Below are 25,084 nucleotides of genomic sequence, written 5' to 3'. Positions count from 1 at the left end.
ACGTTCCGTTGGCGACACCGAAGGAGGTCACGAGTGGACACGACGTACTACGAGCAGGGAACCGCCGCCGAGCGCTGGGACCGTGCTCAGCTGTTCTTCGACGCCAAGGACTACGCGGGCGCCGCGCGGGTGCTCGCCGGGCTGGTCGAGGAGGCGCCGGAGCAGACCGGACCCCGGCTGCTGCTGGCGCGCGCCTACTACCACTCGGCCCAACTGCGCCGCGCGGAGGCCGAGTTGCGCGAGATCGTCGAGCGCGACCCGGTGGAGCACTACGCCCGGCTGATGCTGGGCCGGACGCTCCAGCGGCAGGCCCGGCACGAGGAGGCGGAGCCGCATCTGCGGATCGCCTCGGCGCTCGCCGGGGACTTCCCCCAGGAGTGAGCAGCGGTCCGCCGAAGGGCCCCGGACATGTCCGGGGCCCTTCGGCCGTCACAACGGCGTGGCCGCCTGCAGGATCAGGAACAGGGTGACCGCCGAGTTCGCCGAGGACATCGCCGATACCAGGGCGCCCGCGGCCGCGCCCCAGACGGCGAGGCCGGCCGCGGTGAAAGCCGACGGCCAGTCGTGGGCCGTCGGGGCCGGGCCCAGCAGCGCGGCGACCCGGCGCGGCACCGGGCCGGTGGCGGCCAGCGCGGCCAGGGTCGGGGCCGGGGTGCCCGTCGACAGCAGCGCCGCCTTGCCGATGGCCCGCGCCACCGTGTGCCGGTCCCCCACCGTCCGGGCCGCCTCCTCGTCCGCCCAGCGCTCGGCCGTGTAGACGACGGCGGTGCGCAACGGCCGCAGGAAGGGGTTGGCGCGGGCCGCCAGGTGCACGGCGAGCAGATGCCGGTGGTGCCGGGCGGCGACATGGGCGCGTTCATGGGCGAACAGGGCCCGGCGTTCGCCGGGTGCGAGGCCGTGGAGAAGCGCGGTGGTGACGACGATGCGGTCGGGGAGCGCGTAGGCGTAGGGCGCGCTGTCGGGCAGCACGGAGACCGCCCGGCCGGGCAGTCCGGTCAGTGCCCGGCGGGCCAGCCGGGTGACCCGGCGGTGCCGGTGGAGGGTGCGGCCGCCGAGTACGGCGACCGTGCCGAGCGCCGGGATGGCGGCGCGCCCCACGATCTCGTCGTGCGGGACGGCGGCCCGTACCTCCGGGTCGGACCAGCCGTCGGGGAGGGGATTGCCGGGGAGCTGGGCGGTGCCGACCACCATCAGCAGCGCCAGGCAGAGCGTGCTGCACACGGCCATGACCAGGGCCACCGCGGTGAGCAGCCGGGTGGCGGTGCGCGGGTGCAGCCGCCCCTCGGCCAGCCGGGCGACGGGCCAGGCGGTCAGCGGCAGGACCAGCGGCAGGAAGACGAAGACCCCCATGAACCGTCAGTCTTCCGTACCGCCGTGGTCCGTGGCCGCGGTGTTCCGGGTGGTCACCGGGCCCGGTCCGGCGGCATCCAGCAGGGCCCGCAGCACCCGCTCGTCACCGGGCGGCAGGGCGGTGACGAAGCTCGCCAGGACGGCCTCGCGGTCCCGCTCGCCGTCGAGGAGCCGGCGCATCCGCAGGGCGGCGAGCCGGGCCACGTCGGCGGTCGGCGTCCACAGGAAGGAGCGGCCCTGCCGTTCGCGGGCGACGACGTCCTTGGCGAGCAGCCGGGTCAGGATGGTCACCACGGTGGTGTAGGCGAGGTCGCCGCCGAGCCGCTCCTGCACCCAGGCTGCGGTGACGGGACCGTCGGCCTCCCGCAGCGCGCCGAGCACCTGCCCCTCCAGCTCCCCCTGCCCGCGCCGGGCGCGCTCCATAGTCCCGTCTCCCCTTTCCTGGGCTCGGTTCGCCTCCGGGGCGCCGCAGTCGGTGTACGCGTGTGCTGACACGCACCAGGGCGTGTCTGACCACGCTACTTCACGCCGGCCCGGCCCCCGTACGTCCGCTGTCCGCGGCGGTGCGCGATCTCGCCGAGCACGATGTCCACGGCGAGGAAGGCGGCCAGCGGGATGCCGAGCAGCGGGACGAAGTAGCCCAGTACCGCGATCAGCGCCATCGCCGGGACGAGGAGGTACGGCGGGACCTCCGCCCAGGCCCCGCGCGGGATCGGCCTGCCGAAGGCGGAGCCGCGGCCGCGCTGCCACCACATGCGGTAGCCCCACAGGATCAGCAGGATCAGGGAGAGGGCGAGCAGGGCCAGGGCGAGCTGGTTGACGATGCCGAAGAGGATGCCGGTGTGCAGGTCGATGCCCCAGCGGGTGAGTTTGGCGAGCACCGGATAGTCGGCGAAGCGGAGCACGTCGGTCACCTTGCCGGTGTTCGGGTCGACGGCGACCGAGTCCTGCTTCTCGGGCCAGCTCCGCTGGACCTGCTTCACGACGTACGTGCTGTTCGCGTCGGCGGGCGGGACGATCTCGACGGGGTCGCCCAGCCCCTTCGCGCGGGCGGCGGCCAGCACCTTGTCGAGGCCGACCCCGTGTTCGGCGTCGCCGCCGGTCATGGACGCCATGTCGTGGCCCGCGTGCTCGCCGCCGCTCGCGGCCGCCGACACGGACGGGGTGGCCTGGCCGAGGGAGGTGCGCAGCTCGTCGATGTTGGCGCCGGCGTAGGTGGACCAGGTCAGGCCGGTCGCCGACAGGAAGACGAACCCGGCCGCCGCCCAGACGCCGACGCTGCCGTGCAGACCGAGGGTGCGCCGCCGCCCGCTGGTGCCGCGCACCGTGCGCAGCGCCCGCCGCCGGGAGAACCACAGCACCAGGCCGCCGCCCGAGATCACCCACAGCCAGCTGGCCGCGAACTCGCTGTAGAGCCGGCCGGTGTCGCCGAGGTGGAGATCGCGGTGGAGTTCGTCGATCCAGGTGCGCAGCGGCAGCGCGCCGGTCGAGCCGTACTGTTCGAGCGCGCCGCGCACCTTGCCGGTGTACGGGTCGACGAACACGGCGAGGGTGTGGTCCGCGGCGACGCCCTTCACCCCCGACAGCAGCACCCTGGTGGTCGCATCCGCCTCCGGAGCGGGCCGTATCGCGGAGACGGTCCCCTCGGGGTGGGCCTTGCGGGCCGCGGCGACCTGCTCGGAGATCGGCAGCTCGGTCTTCCCCACCGGGACGGTCAGCTCATGGGCGTACACCAGCTTCTCGGCCTGGAAGGAGAAGGCGTACAGCAGGCCGGTGACGGCGGCGACGAGCAGGAAGGGGGCGACCAGGACGCCGGCGTAGAAGTGCAGGCGCAGGACGAGGGGGCGCAGCGGGGCCCAGCGGCTCGGCGACACGGCCGGGGCGGTGGGTTGCGGGGCCTCGTCCGTGGCAGTCGAGGGAGCGGTGGACATGGCGGGGTTCTCCGGGGACTCGGGGCTGAGCGGTGACGGTCCAGTAGTCGGGAGGTGCAGGGACCGAGTTCCCGGCAGCCGAAGTGACCCGCGTCACACTCTCCGCCGTGTCATGCTTGCGCGATGGCATCCCCCAGTGATCGCGCACCCCTTGCCGAGCGGGTCGAGCAACTCCTCGCCGTCGACGGCCCGTTGACCATCGTCGCGGCCGGCGACCCGGTCCTGCGGCGCGGAACCGAGCCGTACGACGGCCAGTTGGGCCCCGAGCTGCTGGCCCGTTTCATCGAGGCGCTGCGCGTCACCATGCACGCGGCACCGGGCGTGGGCCTCGCGGCGCCCCAGGTCGGCGTCCCGCTCCGGATCGCGGTCATCGAGGACCCTGCACCGGTGCCGGAGGAGGTGGCGGTGGCCCGGGGCCGGGTCCCGCAGCCCTTCCGGGTGCTGGTCAACCCGGCCTACGAGCCCGTGGGCACCACCCGCGCCGCCTTCTTCGAGGGCTGCCTGAGCGTGCCGGGCTGGCAGGCGGTGGTGGCCCGGCACGCCGAGGTACGACTGCGCGGCCAGGACGAACACGGCGGCGCGGTGGACGAGTTGTTCACGGGCTGGCCTGCCCGCATCGTCCAGCACGAGACCGACCACCTCGACGGCATGCTGTACCTGGACCGCGCGGAACTGCGCTCACTGTCGTCCACCGAGGAAATGGCGAGGCGCTGGACCGAGCCGACTCCCAAGGCGGCAGCAGAGGAGCTGGGCTTCGAACTGCCGTGAGCTGCAGCGCCCCGCCAGGGGCGCGGGGAACTGCGCGACCAGCCCCCACCGGCCCGCAGACAACCCACGCCCCATCCCCCCTTCGGCCCTACCCCCGATACGCCTCAAGCAGCCGCAACCACACCTCACTCAACGTCGGATAAGACGGCACCGCATGCCACAACCGGCTGATCGGCACCTCACCGGCCACGGCGACCGTCGCCGAGTGGATCAGCTCGCCCACCCCCGGCCCCACGAACGTGACTCCGCGCAGGGTCTCCGAGTCCAGGTCGACGACCATGCGGGCGCGCCCCTTGTACCCGTCGGCGTACAGCCCCGCTCCGGCGACCGACGAGAACTCGACGTCGACGGCCCGCACCCGGTGGCCGGCCTGCTCCGCCTCCGCGAGGGAGATCCCGACGGCCGCCGCCTCGGGGTCGGTGAAGACGACCTGCGGCACGGCGCCGTGGTCGGCGGTGGCCGCATGCGCACCCCACGGCGCGTCCAGCAGCGGCGTACCCGCGGCGCGCGCGGCGATGGCGGCGCCCGCGATCCGGGCCTGGTACTTGCCCTGGTGGGTGAGGAGCGCCCGGTGGTTGACGTCCCCGACGGCGTAGAGCCAGTCGGTGCCCTCGACCAGCAGGCTGTCGTCGGCCGACAGCCACGAGCCCGGCTCCAGACCGACCGTGTCGAGGCCGATGTCGTCGGTGTGCGGAACGCGCCCCGTGGCGAAGAGGATCTCGTCGGCCTCGATACGGTCGCCGCTGTCGGTCACGGCCACGACGGTGCCGTTCTCGCGGGTCACCGACCGGACGGAGGTACCGGTGCGGACGTCGACGCCCGCCTCCTTGAGCGCGTCGGCCACGAGTTCGCCGGCGAACGGCTCCATGCGGTTGAGCAGGCCCTTGCCACGGACCAGGAGGGTGACCTGGGAGCCGAGGGCCTGCCAGGCGGTGGCCATCTCGGTGGCGACGACACCGCCGCCGACGACGATCAGCCGTCCGGGTGCCTCCTGGGCGCTGGTGGCCTCGCGACTGGTCCAGGGCTTGACCTCGGCGAGTCCGGGCAGGTCGGGCAGCAGGGCGCGGGTGCCGGTGGCGACGGCGACCGCGTGCCGGGCGGTGAGCGTGGTGAGCGTGCCGTCGGGGCCGGTCACGGTGACCGTGCGGGGGCCGGCGAGGCGGCCGTGGCCGCGGTGGAGGTCGGCACCGATGCCGTCGAGCCAGGCGACCTGGCCGTCGTCCTTCCAGTTCGAGGTGAAGTAGTTGCGGCGGGCGAGGACCGCGGGGGTGTCGAGGGGGCCCTGGACCGCCTGGCCGAGGCCGGGCAGGTGGCGGGCGTCGGACTGGGCGATGACCGGGCGCAGCAGGGCCTTGCTGGGCATGCACGCCCAGTACGAGCACTCGCCGCCGACGAGTTCGCTCTCCACGACCGCGGTGGTGAGACCGGCCGCACGGGTGCGGTCGGCCACGTTCTCCCCCACGGGCCCGGCCCCGAGCACCACGACGTCGTAAGCGATGGATTCCGTTTCCGTCATGGGGTCAGTCTTGCGGGTGGTGTGCGCTCGGGCCACACGGGTAGGGGGCGGAATACCTGCCCGGCCGGACATGTTGTCGCCAGCGGTTTCGCCCCACACCGGGTCGCCCCCACATCAGGAAGAGGGAAGCACGCATGAGCAGCACCGTGGAGCTCACCAAGGAGAACTTCGACCGGACGGTCACCGAGAACGAGTTCGTTCTCATCGACTTCTGGGCGTCCTGGTGCGGCCCGTGCCGGATGTTCGCCCCGGTCTACGAGAAGGCGGCGGAGGCCAACCCCGACCTGGTCTTCGCCAAGGTCGACACCGAGGCCCAGCCGGAGCTGGCCGCGGCCTTCGACATCCAGTCGATCCCGACCCTGATGATCGTCCGCGACCAGGTCGCCGTGTACGCCCAGCCGGGCGCCCTGCCGGAGGCCGCCCTGGCGGACGTCATCGGCCAGGCCCGCAAGCTGGACATGGACGAGGTCCGCAAGAGCATCGCCGCACAGCAGGCCGGCGCCCAGGGCGAGTGACCCGCGAGTGACACCTTGTAACCGGGGTTAGAAGGGGTACGGCGCCACGTCTCCGCGTACGGTCGTCCAGCGCACGTCGGTGAAGGCCTCCAGGTTGGACTCGCCGCCGAACCGGACTCCGGTGCCGGAGGCGGCGACTCCGCCGAAGGGGGCCACGGCCTCGTCGTTCACGGTCTGGTCGTTGATGTGGACGATGCCGGTCGGGATGCGTTCGGCGAGGTCGAGTCCGCGTGCGGTGTCCCGGGTGACGATGCCGAGGGAGAGGCCGTAGGAGCTGTCGGCCGCGAGCGCGGCGGCCTCGTCCGCGTCGGCGAAGGCGCGGACCGGCGCGACCGGTCCGAAGACCTCCTCCGCGTAGGCGGGTGTCCGGTCGTCGACGACGGTCAGGACCGTGGGCCGGTAGAAGAGGTCCTCATGGGTGCCGCCGGCCGCGAGTCGTGCGCCGTGGGCGGTGCTCGACTCCACCAGGCCGTGGATCTTGGCGAGTTGACCGCTGTCGATGATCGGGCCGAGGTGGACCTGCTCGCGGAACGGGTCTCCGACGGCGAGCGAGTCGGCCTTGGCGGCGAGGCGTTCGACGTACTCCTCCACCAGCGAGTCGTGCACCAGGTGCCGTCCGGTGGTCATGCAGATCTGGCCCTGGTGGAAGAAGGATCCCCAGGCGGCCGTGGAGATGACCGCGTCGAGGTCGGCGTCCTCCAGGACGATCAGGGCGGAGTTGCCGCCGAGTTCGAGATGGGCGCGCTTGAGATGGCGGCCCGCCGCCTCGCCGACCGCGCGGCCGGCCGCGGTCGAGCCGGTGAAGGAGATGACCGGCACCCGCGGGTCCTCGACCAGGGCGGCACCGACGTCGGCCCCGCCGGGCAGCACGTGCAGGAGCCCGTCGGGCAGCCCGGCCTCGGCGAACACGGCGGCGAGCGCGAGGCCGCCGCAGACGGCGGTGCGCGGATCCGGCTTCAGGACGACCCCGTTGCCCAGGGCGAGGGCGGGCGCGACGGATCGTATGGACAGGATCAGCGGCGCGTTGAACGGCGAGATCACCCCGACCACGCCGACCGGGATCCGGCGGGTGTACGACAGCCGGGGCGCCTCGCTGGGCAGTACCTGGCCGGCCGGGCGGGAGGCGAGGGCGGCGGCCTCGTAGCACTCCTGGGCGGCGACGTGCAGTTCGAAGTCCGCCTTGCCGGGTATCGAGCCGGACTCGCGGACGATCCACTCCCGCAGTTCGTCGGCGTGCTCCGTGAACAGGTCGCCCGCCCTGCGCAGCACTTGGGCCCGGACGAAGTGCGGTGTCCGGGCCCAGTCGCGCTGTGCGGCACGGGCGGCCGTGGCGGTCCGGGAGACGTCGGCGGGGGCGGCGAGGACGACCGTGCCGAGCGTGTCGCCGGTGGCGGGCTCGGTGACGGCGTACTGCGGGCCGGACAGGGTGCTTGCCTGCCAGGTCTTCGGGTCGAGCAACGGCATGACGGCTCTCCGATCGATCACCGGGGTTGCGCGGCCCAAGGCACCCATGAGCCGTTTGGTTGAGCGCGCAACATCCTAGCCAGGGGGTCCGGAAATGCACCGCCCCCGACCAGGGTGACCCATCAGCTGGAGTCGCGTTGGACCACCGAGGCGCCGAGCACCTTGTGCGTCTCCGGTTCGCCGCCCGAGTCGCGCACCGCGCGGTCGACGAGTTCGGCGAGGTCACGGCCGGACGGCAGGTCGATATGGACGGTGGAGAGCCGGGGCCGCAGCAGCCGGCCGAGCATCAGGTCGTCGGCGCCGACCACAGCGATGTCCTCGGGGATGCGGACGCCCTCGTCCTGGAGTGCGCGCATGAACAGCATCGCGTACTCGTCGTTGTACGCGAACACCCCGTCGATCCCCAACTCCGGCCAGCGGGCGGCGAGTTCGGCCGCCGACTCCTCCGTGCAGGCGAGCGGGAGCTCGGTCACCGTGGCGTCGGTGCCGCGCAGGGCCTCGCGCAGGCCCTCGACGCGGGGCCGGGAGTAGGTGTCCAGGCCGGTCTCCTCGGGGACGACCACGCCGATGCGGCGCCGGCCGCGGGCGTGGAGATGGGCGCCGGCGCAGCGGCCGACGGCGTCGTGGTCCATCAGCAGGGCGTGGGCGCCGTCGACCCGCTCGGGGCCGAAGGTGACCACGGCGCGGGCACCGGCCCGCTTGAGGACGGCGACGCCCTCAGAACCGACCTCGACGTCCGGGACCAGCACGGCCACCGGCCTCAACTCGGCCCAGGCGCGGGCGGCTTCGTCGCCGCGCAGGCCCGCGGTGCTGTACTGGACGACCGTGTAGTCGAGGCGGCTCAGGGCCCACTGGAGGTCGTTGATGAACCGGCCGTACAGCTCGCCCATCGCGATGGCCGGGGCGGACATCAGGACCATCCGGCTGTGCCCGGCGCGCAGGCTGCGGGCGGCCGCATGGGGGACGTACCCGAGTTCCTTGGCGGCCTGGCGGACGCGGCGGCGGGTGGGCTCGCTGATCCGTACGGCGCTGGTGTTGTTGAGGACGTAGGAGACGGTCGCGCGGGAGACGCCGGCCAGACGGGCCACATCGGCACTCGTGGGGACCGAGTGCGGTGTCGGCGACGCCGCCGAGGGCGGTTTCGGTATCTGCACCATGACGTACCGCATCTTGGCAGAAGGCCGGGAAGGGGGGACCGGCGGGGCAAGATGGTTCACGGTTGGACGAACTGGGCCCGGCGGTCGTCAGCGGGGCGGCTCCGTGCGCGTGACGCGGGCGACCAGGTCGATCCAGCCGGCCTCCAGCCGCTCCATGGGCATCCCGCACTGCTTGGTCAGATGGTGGATCTGCGCCGGGTCGAGATAGGCGAGCATCGTCTGCGCGAGCAGATCGCAGTCCGCGTCCGGCTGGATCTGGCGCAGCAGCACCGTGAGATGGGTCCGCAGCGCGAGGACCGAGGGGTGGGAGTAGCGCCGGTTCGGCTCGGGCTGGGCGGCCAGCCGCAGGTCCAGCTGCTCGGCCGTGCGGTAGAGCACGGCGGTACCGAACGCCCGCAGCCGCTCGACCGGCGGGGCGCCGGGGCCCAGCGGGGGCGGTCCGCCGAGGAAGTCGGCCTGCAGCTGCCGCGACGAGTGGTCGAGGAGCGCCGACAGCAGGCCGGTGCGGTCGCCGAAGCGGCGGAAGACCGTGCCCTTGCCCACCTCGGCCGCGGCCGCGACCGCCTCCATGGTGACCCCGTCCACCCCGTGCTCGGCGATCAGCCGGGCGGCGGCCTCCAGCAGTCGGGCACGGTTGCGGGCCGCATCGGCACGCAGGCACGGCTCTTCGGGGCCGGTGCCCACTTCGAGCAACTGCGGTGTGTCGAAGGGCTCCTGGGGTTGCGGGAAGGGCGGCAGGGCGCTGGACATGAAGACAGCGTAAAGCATCGGGAACAAAACTGGACCGCGGTCCGCTTAGGATGTTAGAAATTCAACCGGACCCCGGTCCGGATTTGCTACAGCAGTGTTAACAGCCCCCCTGGAGTTCCCATGTCTGTCCGCATCCTTGCGCTCGTCGGCAGCCTCCGCGCCGGTTCGCACAACCGCCAGCTCGCCGAGGCGGCCGTCAAGCTCGCCCCCGAGGGTGCCGAGGTGGTCCTCTTCGAGGGCCTCGCCGACATCCCGTTCTACAACGAGGACATCGACGTCGAGGGCAGCGTCCCGGCCGCCGCCGCGAAGCTGCGTGAGGCCGCCCAGGCTTCCGACGCGTTCCTGCTGTTCTCCCCCGAGTACAACGGCACGATCCCGGCCGTCCTGAAGAACGCCATCGACTGGCTGTCCCGCCCGTACGGCGCCGGCGCCTTCGGCGGCAAGCCGGTCGCCGTCGTCGGCACCGCGTTCGGCCAGTTCGGTGGCGTGTGGGCGCAGGACGAGACCCGCAAGGCCGTGGGCATCGCCGGCGGCAAGGTGCTGGAGGACGTCAAGCTGTCCATCGCCGGTTCCGTGGTCCGCTTCGCCGAGACCCACCCGGCCGACGACGCCGAGGTCGCCGCCGACCTGGCCGAGGTCGTCGCGCGGCTGCACGGCAACGTGGGCGTGGCCGCCTGAGGCACCCCGTGAAGAGGGGCCGGAGCTCTGCGCTCCGGCCCCTTTCGCGTCCCGTCGGTCACTCGATCCCGGCGAGCCGCTCGACGGCCGGGGCGACGAAGCTCTCCATCCACCCCGAGGTCTCGCCCAGGCGCGGCGACAGGATGACGGTGTCGAGCCCCAGCTTCGCGTACCCCTCGATGTCCCGGGTGAAGGCGTCCAGGTCACCCTCGGTGGCCGGCTCGGCCCCGTACGCGATGGTCTTGCGGATGGTGTCGTAGTCGCGCCCGACGGCGTCGCAGTGGCCGCGCAGGACCTCCAGCTTGTGCCGCAGCTCTTCCGGGGAGCCGGGGATCAGGTTGCAGGCGTCCGCGTACTGGGCGACCAGCCGCAGGGTCTTCTTCTCCCCGCCCCCGCCGATCATGATCTCGGGGTGCGGCCGGCTGACCGGCGCCGGTACGCAGAGCGTCTCGGCGAGCCTGTAGTGCTTGCCCTCGAACGGACCGTTGTTCTCCGGGTCCCACATCTGCAAGCAGATCCTGAGGGTCTCCTCCAGCCGCTCGAAGCGCTCCGCGAGCGGCGGGTACGGCACGCCGAGACCGTGGTGCTCACGGTCGTACCAGGCGGCCCCGATGCCGAGCGTGGCCCGGCCGCCGGACACCACGTCGAGGGTGGTGGCGATCTTGGCGAGGAGTCCGGGGTGGCGGTACGTCACTCCGGTCACCAGGGCGCCGAGCCGGACCGTGGAGGTGCGGCCGGCGAGGTAGCCGAGGGTGGTGTAGGCCTCCAGCATCGGGTCCTCGGCGCCGCCGTTGAACTCCATCTGGAAGTAGTGGTCCATCACCGAGACCCAGCTGACGCCCGCCGCCTCGGCCGCGGCACCGGCGGCGGCGAGTTCGGCGCCGAGGGCGGGCCCGCCGCCGGGGTGGTTGAACCGGTTGATGTGCACGCCCACGCGCATGGCCGTTCTCCGTTCCGCCCGGATGGTCGTCTGCCCCACCGACGCTAGATCTTCGAGCGCGCTCGAAGTCAAGCCGCGGCGCGGGTTCCGGACCGGGCACCCGCCGGATGGCGGGGAGCTTCCGCCGTACGGCGGCCCCCGGTGCGCGTACGGCGGCGCGGATCATGGGCGTACGAGCCGCAGTACACCGCCGCGAGGAGCAGCCATGACTTCCGTACCGCCCCCGTTCGACCCCGAACTCTCCGCCGCCCTGGAGCTGATCAAGGATGTGATCTCTCCGTCGTTCACGATGGAGGACATCGCCACGATCCGGCAGGGTGCGGGGATCCAGCTGCTCGCCGAGCTGGACCTCACCATGGACGGGGCGTTCGAGGTGCAGGACCGCACGGTGCCCGGCCCGGCGGACGCGCCGGAGATCTCGCTCCTGATCTGCCGTCCGGTCGCCTCCGAGGCCTCTGCTCCGCTGCCCGTGATCTACCACGTGCACGGCGGCGGCATGGTGATCGGCAACAACCGGGTGGGCGTGGACGTCCCGCTGGCCTGGGCGAAGGAGCTGGGCGCGGTGGTGGTGTCGGTGGAGTACCGGCTGGCGCCCGAGCACCCGCATCCGGCGCCGGTCGAGGACGTGTACGCCGGGCTGCTGTGGACGGCGGAGCACGCGAAGGAGATCGGCGGCGACCCGGACCGGATCGTGATCGCCGGCGCCAGCGCGGGCGGCGGCCTCACCGCCGCCCTTGCCCTGCTCCTGAGGGACCGTCAGGGTCCGTCGGTCATCGGCCAGATGCTCATGTGCCCGATGCTCGACGACCGCAACGACACACCCTCCAGCCATCAGATGAAGGGCCTCGGCGTCTGGGACCACACGTCCAACGAGACCGGCTGGACCGCTCTCCTCGGCACCGCCCGGGGCGGCCCCGACGTCTCCCCCTACGCGGCCCCCGCCCGCGCCACCGACCTCACCAACCTCCCGCCGGCCTTCCTCGACGTCGGCTCCGCCGAGACCTTCCGCGACGAGACGATCACCTACGCCTCCCGCATCTGGCAGTCCGGCGGCATCGCCGAACTCCACGTCTGGCCGGGCGGCTTCCACGGCTTCGACGGCTTCGCCCCGCAGGCGGCCCTGTCCCAGTCGGCGCGGGCGGCCCATCTGGACTGGCTGCGACGGCTGCTGGCCCGCTGAGGCGCCGAGGCGCTCTCAACTCCCCGTCGCGGACGCCTTCTTGATCGCCTCCCTGATCCTGGAGTAGGTGCCGCAGCGGCAGACGTTCTCGATGCGGTCGATGTCGGCGTCCGTCGGGTGCGGGGTGCGCTGGAGAAGGGCGGCCGCCGCCATGATCTGGCCGGGCTGGCAGAAGCCGCACTGGGCCACGTCGCAGTCCAGCCAGGCCTGTTGGACGGGGTGCAGGGTGTCGCCGTCGGCCAGGCCCTCGATGGTGGTGACCGTCCGGGCCGCGCAGTCGGCGACCGGGACCGTGCACGGCTGGATCTCCTCGCCGTCGAGGTGGCTGGTGCAGGCGCGGCAGACGCCCACCCCGCAGCCGTACTTGGGGCCGGTGACCCCCAGCAGGTCGCGCAGGACCCACAGGAGGGGCATGTCGGCGGGGGCCTCGACGGTGACCGGTTTGCCGTTGAGGACGAAGGAATACGAACGCATCGGTGCCTTCTGGGAGTCGGCGGCCTGCAAGGGGATCGGAAAAGGAGCTCAGAAGTCGAGGGGGAAACTGCGGGGCGCGGTGCCGGTGGCGCGGGCGTAGGCGTTGGCGACCGCGCCTGCCGCCGCGGGGACGCCGAGTTCGCCGGCGCCGCCCGGTTCCCGGCCGGACGCAAGGATGTGCGCCTCGAACTCCAGCGGGGCGTGCCGCTGGCGGGCGTAGTGGAAGTCGGCGAAGCTGCCCTCGCGCACCGCGCCCCGGTCGATGTGCAGCCCGGCCCGCAGCACGGTGGAGATGCCGTCGACGGCGGTGCCCATGAGCTGGGCCTGAAGGCCGCGCGGGTTGACGGCCGTACCGACGTCGGCGGCCATCACCACCTTGGTGACCCGGGGGTTCTTCGGATCGGTGGCGTCGATCTCGGCGAGGCAGGCGACGGCGGACCCGTACTCCTCGTGGACGGCCACGCCCTGGGCGGTTCCGGCGGGCATGGGGCGGCCCCAGTGCCCGGCGGCGGCCGCCTTGGCGAGGACCGCCTTCACCGTCTTGCCGCGCAGGGTGGTGCGGCGGAAGGCGACCGGATCCTGGTGCAGGCCTCGCGCGACCTCGTCGACGACGATCTCCTCCGCCGTGCGCATCGTCCCGGAGTCCACCGAGCGCCAGGCACCCAGCGGGATCGCCAGCTCGATACCGCCCGAATCGCCGCCCACGCGGCCGAAGTTGTAGAGCCCGCTGTCACTGGGCAGCGGGCGGACCCCGCGGTTCTGCGCGGTCGGGCCGGTGCCGCCGTCGGACGACTCGCCCACCGAGGCCATCATGTGCTCGAAGGCCACCACCCGGCCGCCGGCGACGCTGGCCCGGATCCGGTGGTGGCTCGCGGGGCGCATCCGGCCGTGCCGGGTGTCGTCGTTGCGGCTCCACATCAACTTCACCGGTTTGCGGGCCGCTTGGGAGATGAGCGCCGCCTCGATCGCCGCGTCGAATTCGAGCCGCCGCCCGAACGAGCCGCCGCCGCGCATCACATGGACGTGTACGGCCGACTTCGCCAGCCCGAGCAGATCGGCGATCGTGTCCCGGGCGTCCATCGGCGTCTGCGTGGAGAACCACATCTCGGCCCGGTCGGAGCGGACGTCGGCGATCGCGGTCAGCACCTCCATCGGGGCATGGCTGACGAAGGCGAACGCGAACTCGCCCTCGACCTGCGTCGATCCGCGCGGCGGAGTGCCGTGCCGGGGTACCGCGGCCCGCAGCCGGGCGCGGATCTCCTTGTCGGACAGGGCTGCCAGCGGGCCCGGGGCCCAGGTGATCTTCAACGCGTCGCGGGCCTGGAAGGCGTGGTGGAAGGTGTCGGCCACGACGGCGACCCCGCCGGGTATCTTGACGACCGCCTGTACTCCGGGCAGGGCGCGGGCCGCCGTGTCGTCGAGGGAGACGAGCCTGCCGCGCAGTGTCGGCGGCCTGGCCACCACGGTCGGCTTGGCCCCGGCCACCGCCAGGTCCCCCGTGTACTTCGCGGCGCCGGTGACGATGTCCCGGGCGTCGATCCTCGTCGTCGGTTTCCCGATCACCCGGTGCCGGGAGGCCGGCTTGGGCTTGGCCGACACGTCCGGGGTGCGGATCCGGGCGGCGCTCGCGGTGAGCGACCCGAAGGTGGCCGTCCGGCCGTCGGGGGCGACGACCAGGGTGTTCCAGGTCCGCAGGGAGTGCGCGGGCAGCTTCCAGCGGCGGGCGGCCGCGGTGATCAGCCGGGCGCGTGCGGTGGCGGCGAGCTGCCGGGCGGGGTCGTACAGGGACCTGACCGAGCTGGAGCCGCCGGTGTACTGGTTCCCCTTGCTGCGGGCGTCGGCGAGCGGGACCTGGACATCGGCGAGGCGGGCGTCCAGCTCCTCGGCGATCATCATGGCGACGGCGGTGGTGATGCCCTGGCCGACCTCGACGCGGGGCAGCCGTACGACGACCTTGTTGGCGGCCGTGACCTCCAGGACCAGCATCTCCTCGTCGGTGCCGGTGACCAGGACGTCGGAGGCCCGGGTGGCGCCGTCGGCCCGCGAGGTGTCGCAGCCGAGCGGGGCGGCGACCGTGAGGGTGGCCGCGGCCACCGTGTAGACCATGAATCTCCGGCGGGACGGTCCGGCGGCCCGCACGGGCTCGTTGCGGTCCAAGCGAGGGCTCCTGTCGGTCGATGCGTGTGCCGAGTGCCTGTGGCCGAGCACCTGTGGCGAGTGCTTGTGGTCGCGTGCCTGTGGGGTGGCTGTGTCTCGACAGCTATGAGGGGTGAGCGCCCGCATCGGTTGCGTGCCTCCTCGCCGTACCGCCGGATGGCGCATCATGGCCGTATGAAAGAGCTGGCGGGGCGGCTGGCCGCGGTGGACCCGGATGCCGGGGCCGCCGTCGCGGTGATCGCCTATTTCGACCGGCTGGTCGAGACCCGGGCCGGTCTGGAGGCGCTGGTGCGCGGGGCCGCGGTGCTCGCCGGGTGTCCGGCGCGGCTGGCCGACGAGGAGCGGCGGGTCTGGCTGCGGGTGGAGCCGGACGGCCGGCGCAAGGACGGCGAGGGACTGCCCGAGCCCGGCTGGCCGAGCGTTTCGCTGGTGCCGGACGGGCCGCCCGCGCTCTGGCTGGAGCGGGCCGAGGACGCCGGGCCGAGCGTCGTGGACGCGGTGATCCTGGAGCGGGCCTCGGCGGCCGTACGATCCGTGCTCGACCGCACCCGGGGGCGGGCCCCGGCGCCGCGGACGGACGATCCCGCGCTGGTGGAGACGGTTCTGGACGCCGACGCCCCGCTACCGGCCCGGCTGCACGCGGCCCGGCGGCTCGGTCTCGGCACCGGCGACCCGGCGGCGCGGTTCCGGGCGGTGGCGACGGCGGACGGCCCGCCCCGCATCGTGACCGACGGTGCGCCCCGCATCGCGAGCGACGGTCGGCCCCGGACCACGGTGGACGGCACGCACGGGATCGTGGGCGGTGGGCGTCCGGTGTCGTCGGTGGAGCGCGCGGGTGTGGGGCCGGCCGTGGCTGTCGCGGATCTCCCCCACTCCTGGGCGGCGGCCCGCGTCGCGCTGCGGTTCGCCTCCGACGGCGACACGCAGGAGCCGGGCGGCCGGCCCGTCGTGCACAGCGACGACCTGGGCGATGTCGCGCTGCTCGCCGGTCTCGCCGTACCCGGTGCCGAACCGGCGCCGGACGTCCGTGCCGTGGAGGCCGCGGCGGCGGACGCGCCCTGGATGCTGCGCACCCTGCACGCGGTCGCGGCCACGGCGAGTCTGCGGGCGGCGGCCGTCGAGATCAACGTCCATCACTCCACGCTCCAGGACCGGTTGACGCACGCGGAACATCTGCTGGGCTGGCCGGTGCGCACCCCGCAGGGCCGGTTCCGGCTGCAACTCGCCCTCACCATGCGCCATCTGACGAGGAATCAATAAGAGCGTCCGGCGGCGGGATCAGTAGACGTCCCGGACGTAGCGCTTGTCCGTGGCCAGTTGCTTGACGTAGACCGTCGCCTCGCCCTCGGTCAGTCCGCCGTGCACGGTGGCGATGTCCTTGAGGGCGCGGTCGACGTCCTTGGCCATGCGGGAGGCGTCGCCGCAGACGTAGAAGTGGGCGCCGTCCTGGAGCCAGGACCACAGCAACGGACCGTGTTCGCGCATCCGGTCCTGGACGTAGACCTTGGCGCGCTGGTCGCGGGAGAAGGCCGTGTCCAGGCGGCTCAGGGTGCCCTCGGCGAGCAGCGCGGTGAGCTCCTCCTCGTAGTAGAAGTCGCTGGACCGGTGCTGCTCGCCGAAGAACAGCCAGTTGGGGGCTCGGTGGCCGCGGGCCCGGCGCTCCTCCAGGAAGCCGACGAACGGGGCCACGCCGGTGCCGGGGCCGACCATCACCATCGGGGTCGCCGGGTCGGCGGGCGGGCGGAAGTGCGGGGAGCGCTGGACGTGCACCGGGACCTCGGTGCCGGGCTCGGCGTCGGCGAGGAACGGGGAGCAGACGCCCTGCCGGGGCCTGCCGCGCAGGTTCTCGTAGCGGACGACCGAGACGGTGAGGGAGACCTGGTGGGGGTCGGTGAGCGGGCTGGACGAGATGGAGTACAGGCGCGGTTGCAGCCTGCCCAGCACGCCGGCCCACTCTCCGGCCTCGGCGCGGATCCCGAACTCGGCGGCCGCGTCGACCGCCTGCCGTCCCCAGGACCACTTGGCCAGCTCGTCCTTGTTGTCGGGGCGCAGCAGCTTGCGCAACTCGCGTGGGTCACGGGCGCGTTCGGCGACGAAGCGGAGCAGGTCCGGGGAGATCCGGGTGATGTCCAGATGCCGCAACAGCGCCTCGGAGAAGGGGACTTCACCGACTCCGTTGACCGTGACGCCCGTTGCGGGGTCCGCTCCGGTCACGGTCAGCCATTCGGCCACCAGATCGCGGGAGTTGAGGGGCCGCACCCCGAGCGCGTCGCCCGCTTCGTAGACCAGCGGGGTCTCGCTGTCGCGGGTGTCGAAGGTGAAGCGGCGGACCTCCTTGCCGGCGCCGGGCAGGCTGAGCAGCTGGTTGCCGACGAGCCGGGCGGTGACGGGGGCGGGGCGCCGGGACCCGGCGGGCGCGGCGGTCGGGGCAGGAGCTACGGTCTGCTTTTCCGTGAGGGCGCCCGGCTCGTCCTTGAGGGCGGTCAGCACCTGGTCCAGCCAGGCCTGCGCCTGGGGCTCGTAGTCCGGTTCGCAGTCGGTGCGCGGGGCGAGCCGGACGGCGCCGAGTTCGTCCAGACGGCTGTCCAGGCGCCGTCCGTGCCCGCAGAAGTCGTCGTAGCTGGAGTCGCCGAAGGCCAGGACCGCGTACCGGCGGCCCGCGAGCCGGCCGGAGTCGAGGGCGGCGAGGCCGTCCCAGAAACCGGCGCCGTTGTCGGGGGCGTCGCCGTCGCCGAAGGTGCTGGTGATCAGCAGCAGGTCGGCGTCCGCGGGCAGGGCGTCCGGGTCGGCCTCGTCCATGGCGACGAGGGAGGCCGCGTGGCCGCCCGCGGTGATGCGCTCGGCGGTGGTGGCGGCGAAGTCCTCGGCGTTGCCGGTCTGCGAGGCCCAGAGGACGACCACGTGGCGGCCGGGCGCCGGTGCCGGCACGGTCGCCGCGGCGGACCGGGAGTACATGCCGGCGAGGGTGCCGTTGACCCACAGGGCGTGCTCGGGGCTGAAGGGCGCGTCCGGCGGCAGGACGGGGACGCCGGGGACGCCGGCCTGGATGCCCGCGAGGAAGCCGACCAGGTACTGCCGCTCGCCCGCGGTGAGGACCGGCGGTGGGGTGGGCTCCAGGCCGAAGACGGAGGCGGCGGAGGGCAGCACGGCGGTGGGAGCGACGACCGGCGCGGCGGGTATCACGGCGGTGGCCGGGCTCTCCTCGGCACCCGGCGTCTGCACGGTCACCGGTGTGGACACCTTGGTCAGCGACACCGCGCACACCTTCAGCTCGGGCTGGAAGGAGAGCGGGTCGACCGCGTCGCTGGTCACCGCGTTGACGCTGAGGTACTCGCCGAACAGGTCGTTCCAGTGGAAGGGCGCGAAGCAGGCCCCGGGCAGCACCCGGTCCGTGACGACCGCCGGCAGCACGGCCCGGCCGCGCCGCGAGGCGACCTCGACGGAGTCGCCGTCGGTGAGGCCGAGGACCGCCGCGTCCTCGGGGTGGACCTCCACGAACGGACCGGGGTTGAGCTTGTTGAGCTTGGCGACCTTGGCGGTCTTGGTCAGGGTGTGCCACTGGTGCTGCAGACGGCCGGTGTTGAGGACGAACGGGTAGTCGTCGTCCGGCATCTCGGCGGGGTCCAGATGCGGGCGGGCGTGGAAGACGGCGCGTCCGGAGGCGGTGGCGAAGGTGAGGGTGCCGTCGGCGTTGACGTACCGGATCGGGTTGCGGTCGGGGCCGTCGGCGGTGGCGGCGGGCCACTGGACGGGGGTCTCGCGGAGCCGGTCGTAGGTCACACCGCGCAGGTCGTAGCCGGTTGCCGGGTTGTGGAAGCGCTTGATCTCCTCGAAGATCTCCTCCGCGCTGTCGTAGCCGAAGCCGTCCTCGTATCCCATGGCGCGGGCGACGGCGGCGATCAGGCGCCAGTCGGCGGTGGCCTCGCCGGGCGGGTCGGCGGCGGGGCGGGCGAGGGTGAGGTTGCGCTCGCTGTTGATGAGGACGCCCTCGGTCTCGGTCCACAGGGCGGCGGGCAGCACGACGTCGGCGTAGGCGTTGGTCTCGGTGTCGGTGAAGACGTCCTGGGTGACGACGAGCTCGGCGGCCTCCAGGCCCTCGATGACCGTCTTGCGGTTGCCGACGGAGGCGACCGGGTTGGTGCAGATGATCCAGCAGGCCTTGATCTCGCCGTCGGCCATCTTCCGGTACATCTCCACGGTGCCCTTGCCGACCCCGTCGGCGCGGATCGTGCCGGGCTCCAGTCCCCACACGTCCTCGACGAAGGCACGGTCGGCGTCGACCAGGACCGAGCGCTGGCCGGGCAGCCCGGGTCCCATGTAGCCCATCTCGCGTCCGCCCATCGCGTTGGGCTGGCCGGTGAGGGAGAAGGGACCGCTGCCGGGGCGGCAGATCTTCCCCGTCGCGAGGTGCAGGTTGACCAGGGCGTTGGTGTTCCAGGTGCCGTGCGTGGACTGGTTGAGGCCCATGGTCCAGCAGCTGGTCCACTCCCCCGCCTCGCCGATCAGCCGGGCCGCCGTGCGCAGGTCGGCCTCGGGGATGCCGGTGATCTCGGAGACGGCGGCGGGCGGGTGGTCGGCGAGGAACTCCGGCATCGCCTCCCAGCCCTCGGTGTACGCGGCGACGAAGTCGGGGTCGGTGTGCCCGTTCTCGTGCAGCAGGTGGAGCAGTCCGTTGAGGAGGGCGAGGTCGGTGCCCGGCCTGACCTGCAGGAACAGGTCGGCCTTGGCCGCGGTGGCGGTGCGGCGCGGGTCGACGACGATCAGCTTCGCGCCCGCCTTCACCCGGTCCATCAGGCGCAGGAAGAGGATCGGGTGGCAGTCGGCCATGTTGGCGCCGATGACCAGGAAGACGTCGGCCTTGTCGAGGTCCTCGTAGGAGCCGGGCGGGCCGTCGGCGCCGAGGGAGAGCTTGTAGCCGGTGCCGGCGCTGGCCATGCACAGCCGGGAGTTCGACTCGATGTTGTTGGTGCGCAGATAGCCCTTGGTGAGCTTGTTCGCCAGGTACTGGGCCTCCAGGCTCATCTGCCCGGAGACATAGAGGGCGACCGCGTCCGGGCCGTGCTCGTCGACGATCGCGCGCAGCCGCCGCGCGGTCTCGGCGACCGCCGCGTCCACGGCCGAGGGGACGGCCTCCTCGCCCCGCTCCGGCCGCAGCAGCGCGGTGGTCAGCCGGCCGGGCGCGGCGAGCATGTCGGCGGTAGTGGCGCCCTTGGTGCACAGCCGCCCGAAGTTCGCCGGGTGCTCCTTGTCGCCGGACGCCTTGAGGACCGTACGGCGGCCGTCCGGGCCCGTGCCGATGTCCAGGACCATGCCGCAGCCGACTCCGCAGTACGAGCAGACGGTCCGCACCCTGCCGGTGTCCTTGCTGCGCGAGTCCGGCGCGGCCACGGGCGCCCCCTGTTCTTGCTGGTCAGCCTCTTCCATCCGACCTCGACCGTATGTACAGGTGATTACGTCGGCGTCACCGCTCCTGATCAACGGGGGTTAAGGCCACCGCACACACCCGCCCCGGGCGATGTGAGCGGGACCGTCCGAGATGCGCCGCCCGGCGACCTGGGGCACGATGAGGGCGGCCGTGGGAGGGGGCAGGCGAGGAGGTCCGGGTGGACAGGGACACCTCCTCGCGACGACCGTCCGCACCGCCCTCCTCGTCCGCACCGGCGATGGACCTCGGCCACGTGGATCTGCTGCGCGGCCTGGTCGAGGACTCGGCCGCCGCGTTCGTCGTCCTCGACACCGAGCTGCGCTATCTGTACGTCAATCCGCACATGGCCCAGATGACGGGCCTGCCCGCCGCCGCGTACATCGGCCACAAGCTGCACGAGGTGCTTCCGCACATCCAGCGGTCGGAGGAGGTGCTGCGGGACGTCCTGCGCGACGGACGGCCCCGCGAGATCGTCGTGACCGGGCGGACCTGGGCGGACTCGCCGTACCAGGTCCGGGAGTGGCGGTGCATGTACCACCGGATGGTGGACAGCACGGGCAAGGTCGTGGGGGTCGCCGGGGTGGGCCTGGAGATCAGTGAGCCACAGCAGTACGTGTACGAGCTGGAGCGCGCCCACCGGCGGCTGGCGCTGCTGGACTCGGCCGCGTCCCGGATCGGGACGGGCACCGATGTCGCCGAGACCTGCCGGGAGCTGGCGGAGTTCGTCGTACCGGAGCTGGCGGACGCGGCCGGGGTGGAGCTCGGTGCCACGGACACGGTGTCGGCGCGGCGGACGCCCACCCGGCTCATGGCGTACGCCACGCGTCCCGGGCTGGTCACCGGTCTCGCGGCGCTCGACGCGCGCGGGGAGCTGGTCGGATGGCCGCGCGGCGCCGGGACCCGGCGGAACCTGGCGGCGGGCCGGGTCTGGCGGCGCAGCGGGATCACCGCGGCGCAGTGGCGGTCGCTGATCCCGCGCTGGCCGCCGGCCCGCGCGTGCCTGACGGCGGGTGTCCACTCGGTGCTCCTCGCCCCCCTGGTCTCGGACGGCCGCGTCCTCGGCATCCTGATGCTGGCCCGGGCCCAGGACTCGGCGCCGTTCTCGAACGAGGACGCCACCGTGGCCCGCGAACTCGCCGCCCGCGCCGCGCGCGCCCTGGACCGCGCGGTCCGCTTCGAGCGCGAGCACACCATGGCCCTGGAACTCCAGCGGGCCCTGCTGGCCGAACCGGGCCAGCTGCAGCAGCGCGCCGGTGTGGAGACCATCGCACGCTACCGCCCCGCCGACGACGGCTCGCTGATCGGCGGCGACTGGTACGACGTCCTGGCCCTGCCCGACGGCCGTACGATGCTGGTCATCGGGGATGTGATGGGTCACGGCGTGGAGGCGGCGGTGGCCATGACCCACTACCGTTCGACGCTGCGTGCCCTGGCCCTCGCGGGGCTGTCGCCGCGCCGTATCCTGCAGCACGCCGACCGGATGGTCGCCGACTCCGGCTTCGACCGGGTGGCCACCTGCTTCCTCGTGCTCGGCGACGCGGACGTCGCCACCCTGACGTACGCCAGCGCGGGCCACCTGCCGCCGGCCTGGCTCAGTCCCAAGGGCAGGATGCAACTGGTCCCGGTGCCGGTGGGCCCGCCGCTGGGCAGCGGTCTGGGCCGGTACGAGCAGCGGGTCTTCCCGGAACGCGGGGGTGTGCTGCTCCTGTACACCGACGGGCTGGTGGAGCGGCGCGGCGAGGACATCGACCGTGGTCTGGAGCGCCTGCTGGGACTGTCCCTGTGCCCCACCGACCCGCTGGACAAGATCCTCGACACGGTCCTGGCCCGCCTCGCGACCGGCTCCGAGGACGACATCGCGCTGCTCGCGGCGCGTGCGGTGCCACCCGGCGTCAACGAAGCAGCGGGCGTCAGTCCGCGCTGAGCACCATCCGGAAGCGCGCGCCCCCGGACATCATCTTCTGGTAGGCCTCGCCCGCCTGCTCCAGCGGTACGGTCTCGATCGTCGGGCGGATCCCGTGCAGGGCGCTGAACTCCATGGTGTCCTGCACGTCCTGCGCGGTGCCGGACGGATGGCCGCGGACCACGCGCCCGCTCATGAGCAGCTGGAGCGGGCTGATCCCGAGCGGCTCGGGGTCGGCGCCGATCACCACCAGCTCGCCCCGGGGTGCCAGCCCATCGACGGCCGCGGTGATGGCCTGGGAGTTGCCCGCGGTGGCGAGCACGGCCTTGGCGCCGCCGAGCGACTGGAGCGCCTCCGCGACCGGGGTCGCGGCCGTGGAGTCGACGTAGTGGTGGGCGCCGAGCTGCTTGGCGAAGTCGGCCTTCTCCGCGCCGCGGGCGACGGCCACCGTCTCGAAGCCCATGGCCACCGCGTACTTCACGCCGAGGTGGCCGAGCCCGCCGAGACCGACGACGGCGACCAGGTCACCGGGCTCGGCCGGGCTGCGCCTGAGCCCGTTGAAGGTGGTCACACCCGCGCAGGCCATGGGCCCGGCGTCGGCCGCGGTCAGCCCCTCGGGGATCCGGGCCAGGGCGTCGACCGGTGCGATCACCTGCTCGCCGAAGCCGCCGTCGTAGCTCCAGCCGGGTGTCTTCAGGTTCTGGCAGACGATGAAGTCGCCCTGCCGGCACTGCGTGCAGTGGCCGCAGCTGCCGCCGAACCAGCCCACCGCCACCCGGTCGCCGACCCGCCAGCCCCAGGCGTCGATGCCCTCGCCGAGTTCATCGATCCGCCCGGCGATCTCATGTCCGGGCACCACCGGGAACGTGATGCCCGGTACCGCGGCGTTCACGAAGAGGGAATCGCTGTGGCAGACGCCGCAGGCCTCCACGGCGACCCGCGCGTGACGGGGGCCCGGCCGCGCCACCTCCCGCTCGACGATCTCGAACGGCCCGCCTGCGGTGGTCACCTGCGCGACTCGGTAGGTACTCATGCGTCTCTCCCGGAATCTTCCGGAATCTCCCGGAGCTGGTGCCACGGGAACGGTTCGGAACCCCTTCACCCAGCACACCAGCTCCGGGGCGATCGCGCGCGTCGAGCCCCCGGGCGCTCAGCGCTGGGCGGAGGCGGCGTCCGCGTGGGCGGTGCGCAGGGCGGAGAGAAAGGTGTCGGCGGGCTGGGCGCCGGAGAGGCCGTAGGTGCGGTCGAGGACGAAGAACGGCACGCCCGTGACGCCGTAGCGGCGTGCCTCGCGGATGTCGGCCTCGACGGCGTCCGCGTACGCGTCGCCGGCGAGCATCCGCCGTATCTCGTCCTCGGGCACGCCGACCTCGGTGCCGAGCCGCACCAGCGTGTCGGGGTCGTCGACGACCTCGCCCTCGCCCAGGTGGGCGCGGAGCAGCCGCTCGTGCATCCGGGCGCCCAGGCCGTGCGCCTCGGCGAGGTGGCCGAGGCGATGGGCGTCGATCGTGTTGACGGCGACGGCACGCTCGAGGTCGTAGCGCAGCCCCTCGGCGGCGGCGAGCTCGGTGACCTGGCGGGTCATGGCCCGGACCTGGGCGGGCGGTGCCCCGGTCTTCTGCGCGAGCGTCTCGAAGACGGGCCGGCGCTCGCCCCGGGGGTGGGCGGGGTCGAGCTGGAAGCTGTGCCAGTGCACCTCGACCTCGTCGGCGTGCCCGAACCGGTCGAGCGCCGCCTCCAGGCGCCGCTTGCCGATGTAGCACCACGGGCAGACGACGTCGGACCAGACGTCCACCCGGAGCGTGCGGAGCGTACTCACAGGGCACACACCCCGTCCGTGCAGACGGCGGCGGCCCCGGAGCCGAGGACCGTGAGGGCGGGGACGGCGGCCTCCTCGGCTTCCGGAAGGCGGCTGTGCGAACGGGCGTCTTCCGCAAGGTCGTCTTCCGGGAGGACGCCTTCCGGGAGGACGTCGGGGGCGGTCTCGTCCCGCCGTGGGGAGTCGGGCATGAGGGGTCTCCTCGTCGTAGGGGTGCTCATACGGCGGCGGCAGCGGGGTGGGCCTGCTCGACGCGGTCGCGGCGGGTGTACATGTCCCAGTAGTGCTCGGCCAGTTCGTCGGGGTGGACAGCGGGCGTCGCCATGCCGGCGTCCCGGATGTCGTCCTCGACCTGGGTCTCGGCGACCCGCTCGGCCGCCTCGCTGCCGGTGATCATGGCGCCGATGGTGAGGGTGCCGGCGTAGACGCCGGTGCCGGCGAGTTCGCCGTGGAGGGAGTACAGGTAGTTGCGGGCCGCGGCCATCACCGGACCGGGACCGCTGAGCCGGGGCGTGGGGTGTACGGCGGTCAGGGCGGTGGTCATCAGCAGGGCGCCGTCGCCGCGCCCGGTCAGCTCCGGGAGCACCGTGCGGAACAGCTCGACGGGGGTGAACAGCAGCACCCGGGCGAACCTCTCCAGGGTGGCCGCGTCCAGCTCGGCGGCCGGGGTGAAGGCCGCGTCGGCGCCGATCGGGCCATACTCGACGACGTCGATCCTGCCGAAGCGGGCGCGGACGGCGTCGACCAGGGCGGGCACGCCCGTCGGGTCGGACAGGTCGGCGGGGAAGGCGGCGGCCTCGATGCCCTCGTCGGCGAGGCGTGCGACGAGGTCGTCCAGCCGCTCCTTGCGGCGGGCGACCAGGGCGACCCGGAAGCCCTCCTTGCCGAAGCGGCGGGCGACCGACACGCCCAGACCGGTACCGGCGCCGAAGACGGCGATCACTTTGGACATGGGGCTGCTCCTCGCACAGAACTATCTTGACCCTCTGGTCAAGTTTCCTGGCGACCGTAACACATAACTTGACCCGAGGGTCAAGTTATGGCGCGCGACGGAGAT

At 73.2% G+C, this 25,084-nt stretch carries 22 protein-coding genes; 7 read left to right on the top strand and 15 right to left on the bottom strand.

What is annotated here, in order from left to right; all coding sequences use genetic code 11:
• Positions 1-33 precede the first annotated feature (33 nt).
• The gene (locus AB0D85_RS19225; protein WP_362321515.1) at positions 34-381 is read left to right on the top strand and encodes a tetratricopeptide repeat protein; all 348 of its coding nucleotides are present in this window, start codon (positions 34-36) and stop codon (positions 379-381) included.
• 48 nt (positions 382-429) lie between these two features.
• Here AB0D85_RS19225 and AB0D85_RS19220 read toward each other — a convergent pair whose 3' ends face one another.
• From AB0D85_RS19220 to AB0D85_RS19210, 3 genes are all read right to left on the bottom strand, one after another.
• Positions 430-1,350 (bottom strand): M56 family metallopeptidase, encoded by a 921-nt coding sequence (locus AB0D85_RS19220; protein WP_362321513.1) that lies wholly within the window; start codon positions 1,348-1,350, stop codon positions 430-432.
• A 6-nt stretch (positions 1,351-1,356) separates the two neighbouring features.
• A complete protein-coding gene (locus tag AB0D85_RS19215; RefSeq protein ID WP_362321511.1) occupies positions 1,357-1,773 on the bottom strand; it encodes a BlaI/MecI/CopY family transcriptional regulator in 417 nt (138 codons plus the stop codon).
• Between the two features lie 95 nt (positions 1,774-1,868).
• Positions 1,869-3,281 (bottom strand): PepSY-associated TM helix domain-containing protein, encoded by a 1,413-nt coding sequence (locus AB0D85_RS19210; RefSeq protein WP_362321509.1) that lies wholly within the window; start codon positions 3,279-3,281, stop codon positions 1,869-1,871.
• A gap of 123 nt (positions 3,282-3,404) precedes the next feature.
• Here AB0D85_RS19210 and AB0D85_RS19205 point away from each other — a divergent pair, with 123 nt between their 5' ends.
• A complete protein-coding gene (locus AB0D85_RS19205) occupies positions 3,405-4,049 on the top strand; it encodes a peptide deformylase (protein WP_362321507.1) in 645 nt (214 codons plus the stop codon).
• Between the two features lie 88 nt (positions 4,050-4,137).
• Here the strand turns inward: AB0D85_RS19205 and AB0D85_RS19200 are convergent, their stop codons facing one another.
• Complete coding sequence (locus AB0D85_RS19200) at positions 4,138-5,565, bottom strand: NAD(P)/FAD-dependent oxidoreductase (RefSeq protein ID WP_362321505.1); 1,428 nt, start codon at positions 5,563-5,565, stop codon at positions 4,138-4,140.
• 134 nt (positions 5,566-5,699) lie between these two features.
• On the opposite strand from AB0D85_RS19200, the gene trxA reads away from it, so the two are divergent.
• Positions 5,700-6,080: a thioredoxin gene (gene trxA, locus AB0D85_RS19195; RefSeq protein WP_362321503.1), complete on the top strand. Its 381-nt coding sequence runs from the start codon at positions 5,700-5,702 to the stop codon at positions 6,078-6,080.
• 27 nt (positions 6,081-6,107) lie between these two features.
• Here the strand turns inward: trxA and AB0D85_RS19190 are convergent, their stop codons facing one another.
• The 3 genes from AB0D85_RS19190 to AB0D85_RS19180 all read right to left on the bottom strand — a co-directional run bounded on the left by AB0D85_RS19190 (position 6,108) and on the right by AB0D85_RS19180 (position 9,469).
• On the bottom strand, positions 6,108-7,544 hold the full coding sequence (locus tag AB0D85_RS19190) for a benzaldehyde dehydrogenase (protein WP_362321501.1): 1,437 nt from the start codon (positions 7,542-7,544) through the stop codon (positions 6,108-6,110).
• 122 nt (positions 7,545-7,666) lie between these two features.
• Complete coding sequence (locus tag AB0D85_RS19185; RefSeq protein ID WP_362321499.1) at positions 7,667-8,713, bottom strand: LacI family DNA-binding transcriptional regulator; 1,047 nt, start codon at positions 8,711-8,713, stop codon at positions 7,667-7,669.
• A gap of 75 nt (positions 8,714-8,788) precedes the next feature.
• A complete protein-coding gene (locus tag AB0D85_RS19180) occupies positions 8,789-9,469 on the bottom strand; it encodes a helix-turn-helix domain-containing protein (RefSeq protein ID WP_362321497.1) in 681 nt (226 codons plus the stop codon).
• A gap of 102 nt (positions 9,470-9,571) precedes the next feature.
• Here AB0D85_RS19180 and AB0D85_RS19175 point away from each other — a divergent pair, with 102 nt between their 5' ends.
• The gene (locus AB0D85_RS19175) at positions 9,572-10,129 is read left to right on the top strand and encodes an NAD(P)H-dependent oxidoreductase (RefSeq protein WP_362321495.1); all 558 of its coding nucleotides are present in this window, start codon (positions 9,572-9,574) and stop codon (positions 10,127-10,129) included.
• Between the two features lie 58 nt (positions 10,130-10,187).
• Here AB0D85_RS19175 and AB0D85_RS19170 read toward each other — a convergent pair whose 3' ends face one another.
• On the bottom strand, positions 10,188-11,069 hold the full coding sequence (locus AB0D85_RS19170; RefSeq protein WP_362321493.1) for an LLM class F420-dependent oxidoreductase: 882 nt from the start codon (positions 11,067-11,069) through the stop codon (positions 10,188-10,190).
• Between the two features lie 205 nt (positions 11,070-11,274).
• Here AB0D85_RS19170 and AB0D85_RS19165 point away from each other — a divergent pair, with 205 nt between their 5' ends.
• Positions 11,275-12,249, top strand: coding sequence for an alpha/beta hydrolase (locus AB0D85_RS19165; RefSeq protein WP_362321491.1), 975 nt, complete (start codon positions 11,275-11,277; stop codon positions 12,247-12,249).
• Between the two features lie 15 nt (positions 12,250-12,264).
• Here the strand turns inward: AB0D85_RS19165 and AB0D85_RS19160 are convergent, their stop codons facing one another.
• Positions 12,265-12,723 (bottom strand): (2Fe-2S)-binding protein, encoded by a 459-nt coding sequence (locus tag AB0D85_RS19160; protein ID WP_362321489.1) that lies wholly within the window; start codon positions 12,721-12,723, stop codon positions 12,265-12,267.
• Between the two features lie 48 nt (positions 12,724-12,771).
• Positions 12,772-14,829, bottom strand: coding sequence for a molybdopterin cofactor-binding domain-containing protein (locus AB0D85_RS19155; RefSeq protein WP_362321977.1), 2,058 nt, complete (start codon positions 14,827-14,829; stop codon positions 12,772-12,774).
• Between the two features lie 225 nt (positions 14,830-15,054).
• Here AB0D85_RS19155 and AB0D85_RS19150 point away from each other — a divergent pair, with 225 nt between their 5' ends.
• Entirely contained in the window at positions 15,055-16,140 is a 1,086-nt protein-coding gene (locus tag AB0D85_RS19150; protein ID WP_362321487.1) for a helix-turn-helix domain-containing protein, read from the top strand.
• An 18-nt stretch (positions 16,141-16,158) separates the two neighbouring features.
• Here AB0D85_RS19150 and AB0D85_RS19145 read toward each other — a convergent pair whose 3' ends face one another.
• The gene (locus AB0D85_RS19145; RefSeq protein ID WP_362321485.1) at positions 16,159-20,268 is read right to left on the bottom strand and encodes a bifunctional nitrate reductase/sulfite reductase flavoprotein subunit alpha; all 4,110 of its coding nucleotides are present in this window, start codon (positions 20,266-20,268) and stop codon (positions 16,159-16,161) included.
• A gap of 215 nt (positions 20,269-20,483) precedes the next feature.
• Here AB0D85_RS19145 and AB0D85_RS19140 point away from each other — a divergent pair, with 215 nt between their 5' ends.
• Positions 20,484-22,229 (top strand): SpoIIE family protein phosphatase, encoded by a 1,746-nt coding sequence (locus AB0D85_RS19140; RefSeq protein ID WP_362321483.1) that lies wholly within the window; start codon positions 20,484-20,486, stop codon positions 22,227-22,229.
• On the opposite strand, the gene AB0D85_RS19135 is transcribed toward AB0D85_RS19140, so the two are convergent.
• From AB0D85_RS19135 to AB0D85_RS19120, 4 genes are all read right to left on the bottom strand, one after another.
• The gene (locus AB0D85_RS19135) at positions 22,216-23,241 is read right to left on the bottom strand and encodes an alcohol dehydrogenase (protein WP_362321481.1); all 1,026 of its coding nucleotides are present in this window, start codon (positions 23,239-23,241) and stop codon (positions 22,216-22,218) included. The genes AB0D85_RS19140 and AB0D85_RS19135 overlap by 14 nt on opposite strands.
• 117 nt (positions 23,242-23,358) lie before the next feature.
• Positions 23,359-24,027 carry a DsbA family oxidoreductase gene (locus AB0D85_RS19130; RefSeq protein WP_362321479.1) on the bottom strand — a complete coding sequence of 223 codons (669 nt, stop codon included), beginning with the start codon at positions 24,025-24,027 and terminating at the stop codon, positions 23,359-23,361.
• Entirely contained in the window at positions 24,024-24,218 is a 195-nt protein-coding gene (locus AB0D85_RS19125) for a hypothetical protein (protein ID WP_362321477.1), read from the bottom strand. The genes AB0D85_RS19130 and AB0D85_RS19125 overlap by 4 nt, the downstream gene beginning before the upstream one ends.
• 26 nt (positions 24,219-24,244) lie before the next feature.
• Positions 24,245-24,979 (bottom strand): SDR family NAD(P)-dependent oxidoreductase, encoded by a 735-nt coding sequence (locus AB0D85_RS19120; RefSeq protein WP_362321475.1) that lies wholly within the window; start codon positions 24,977-24,979, stop codon positions 24,245-24,247.
• Between the last annotated feature and the right edge of the window lie 105 nt (positions 24,980-25,084).

The organism is Streptomyces sp. NPDC048277 (genome assembly GCF_040652235.1).
Classification (GTDB): domain Bacteria; phylum Actinomycetota; class Actinomycetes; order Streptomycetales; family Streptomycetaceae; genus Streptomyces.
Note: the sequence above shows the minus strand (reverse complement) of the source record. Positions and strands in the feature narration are given on the sequence as shown.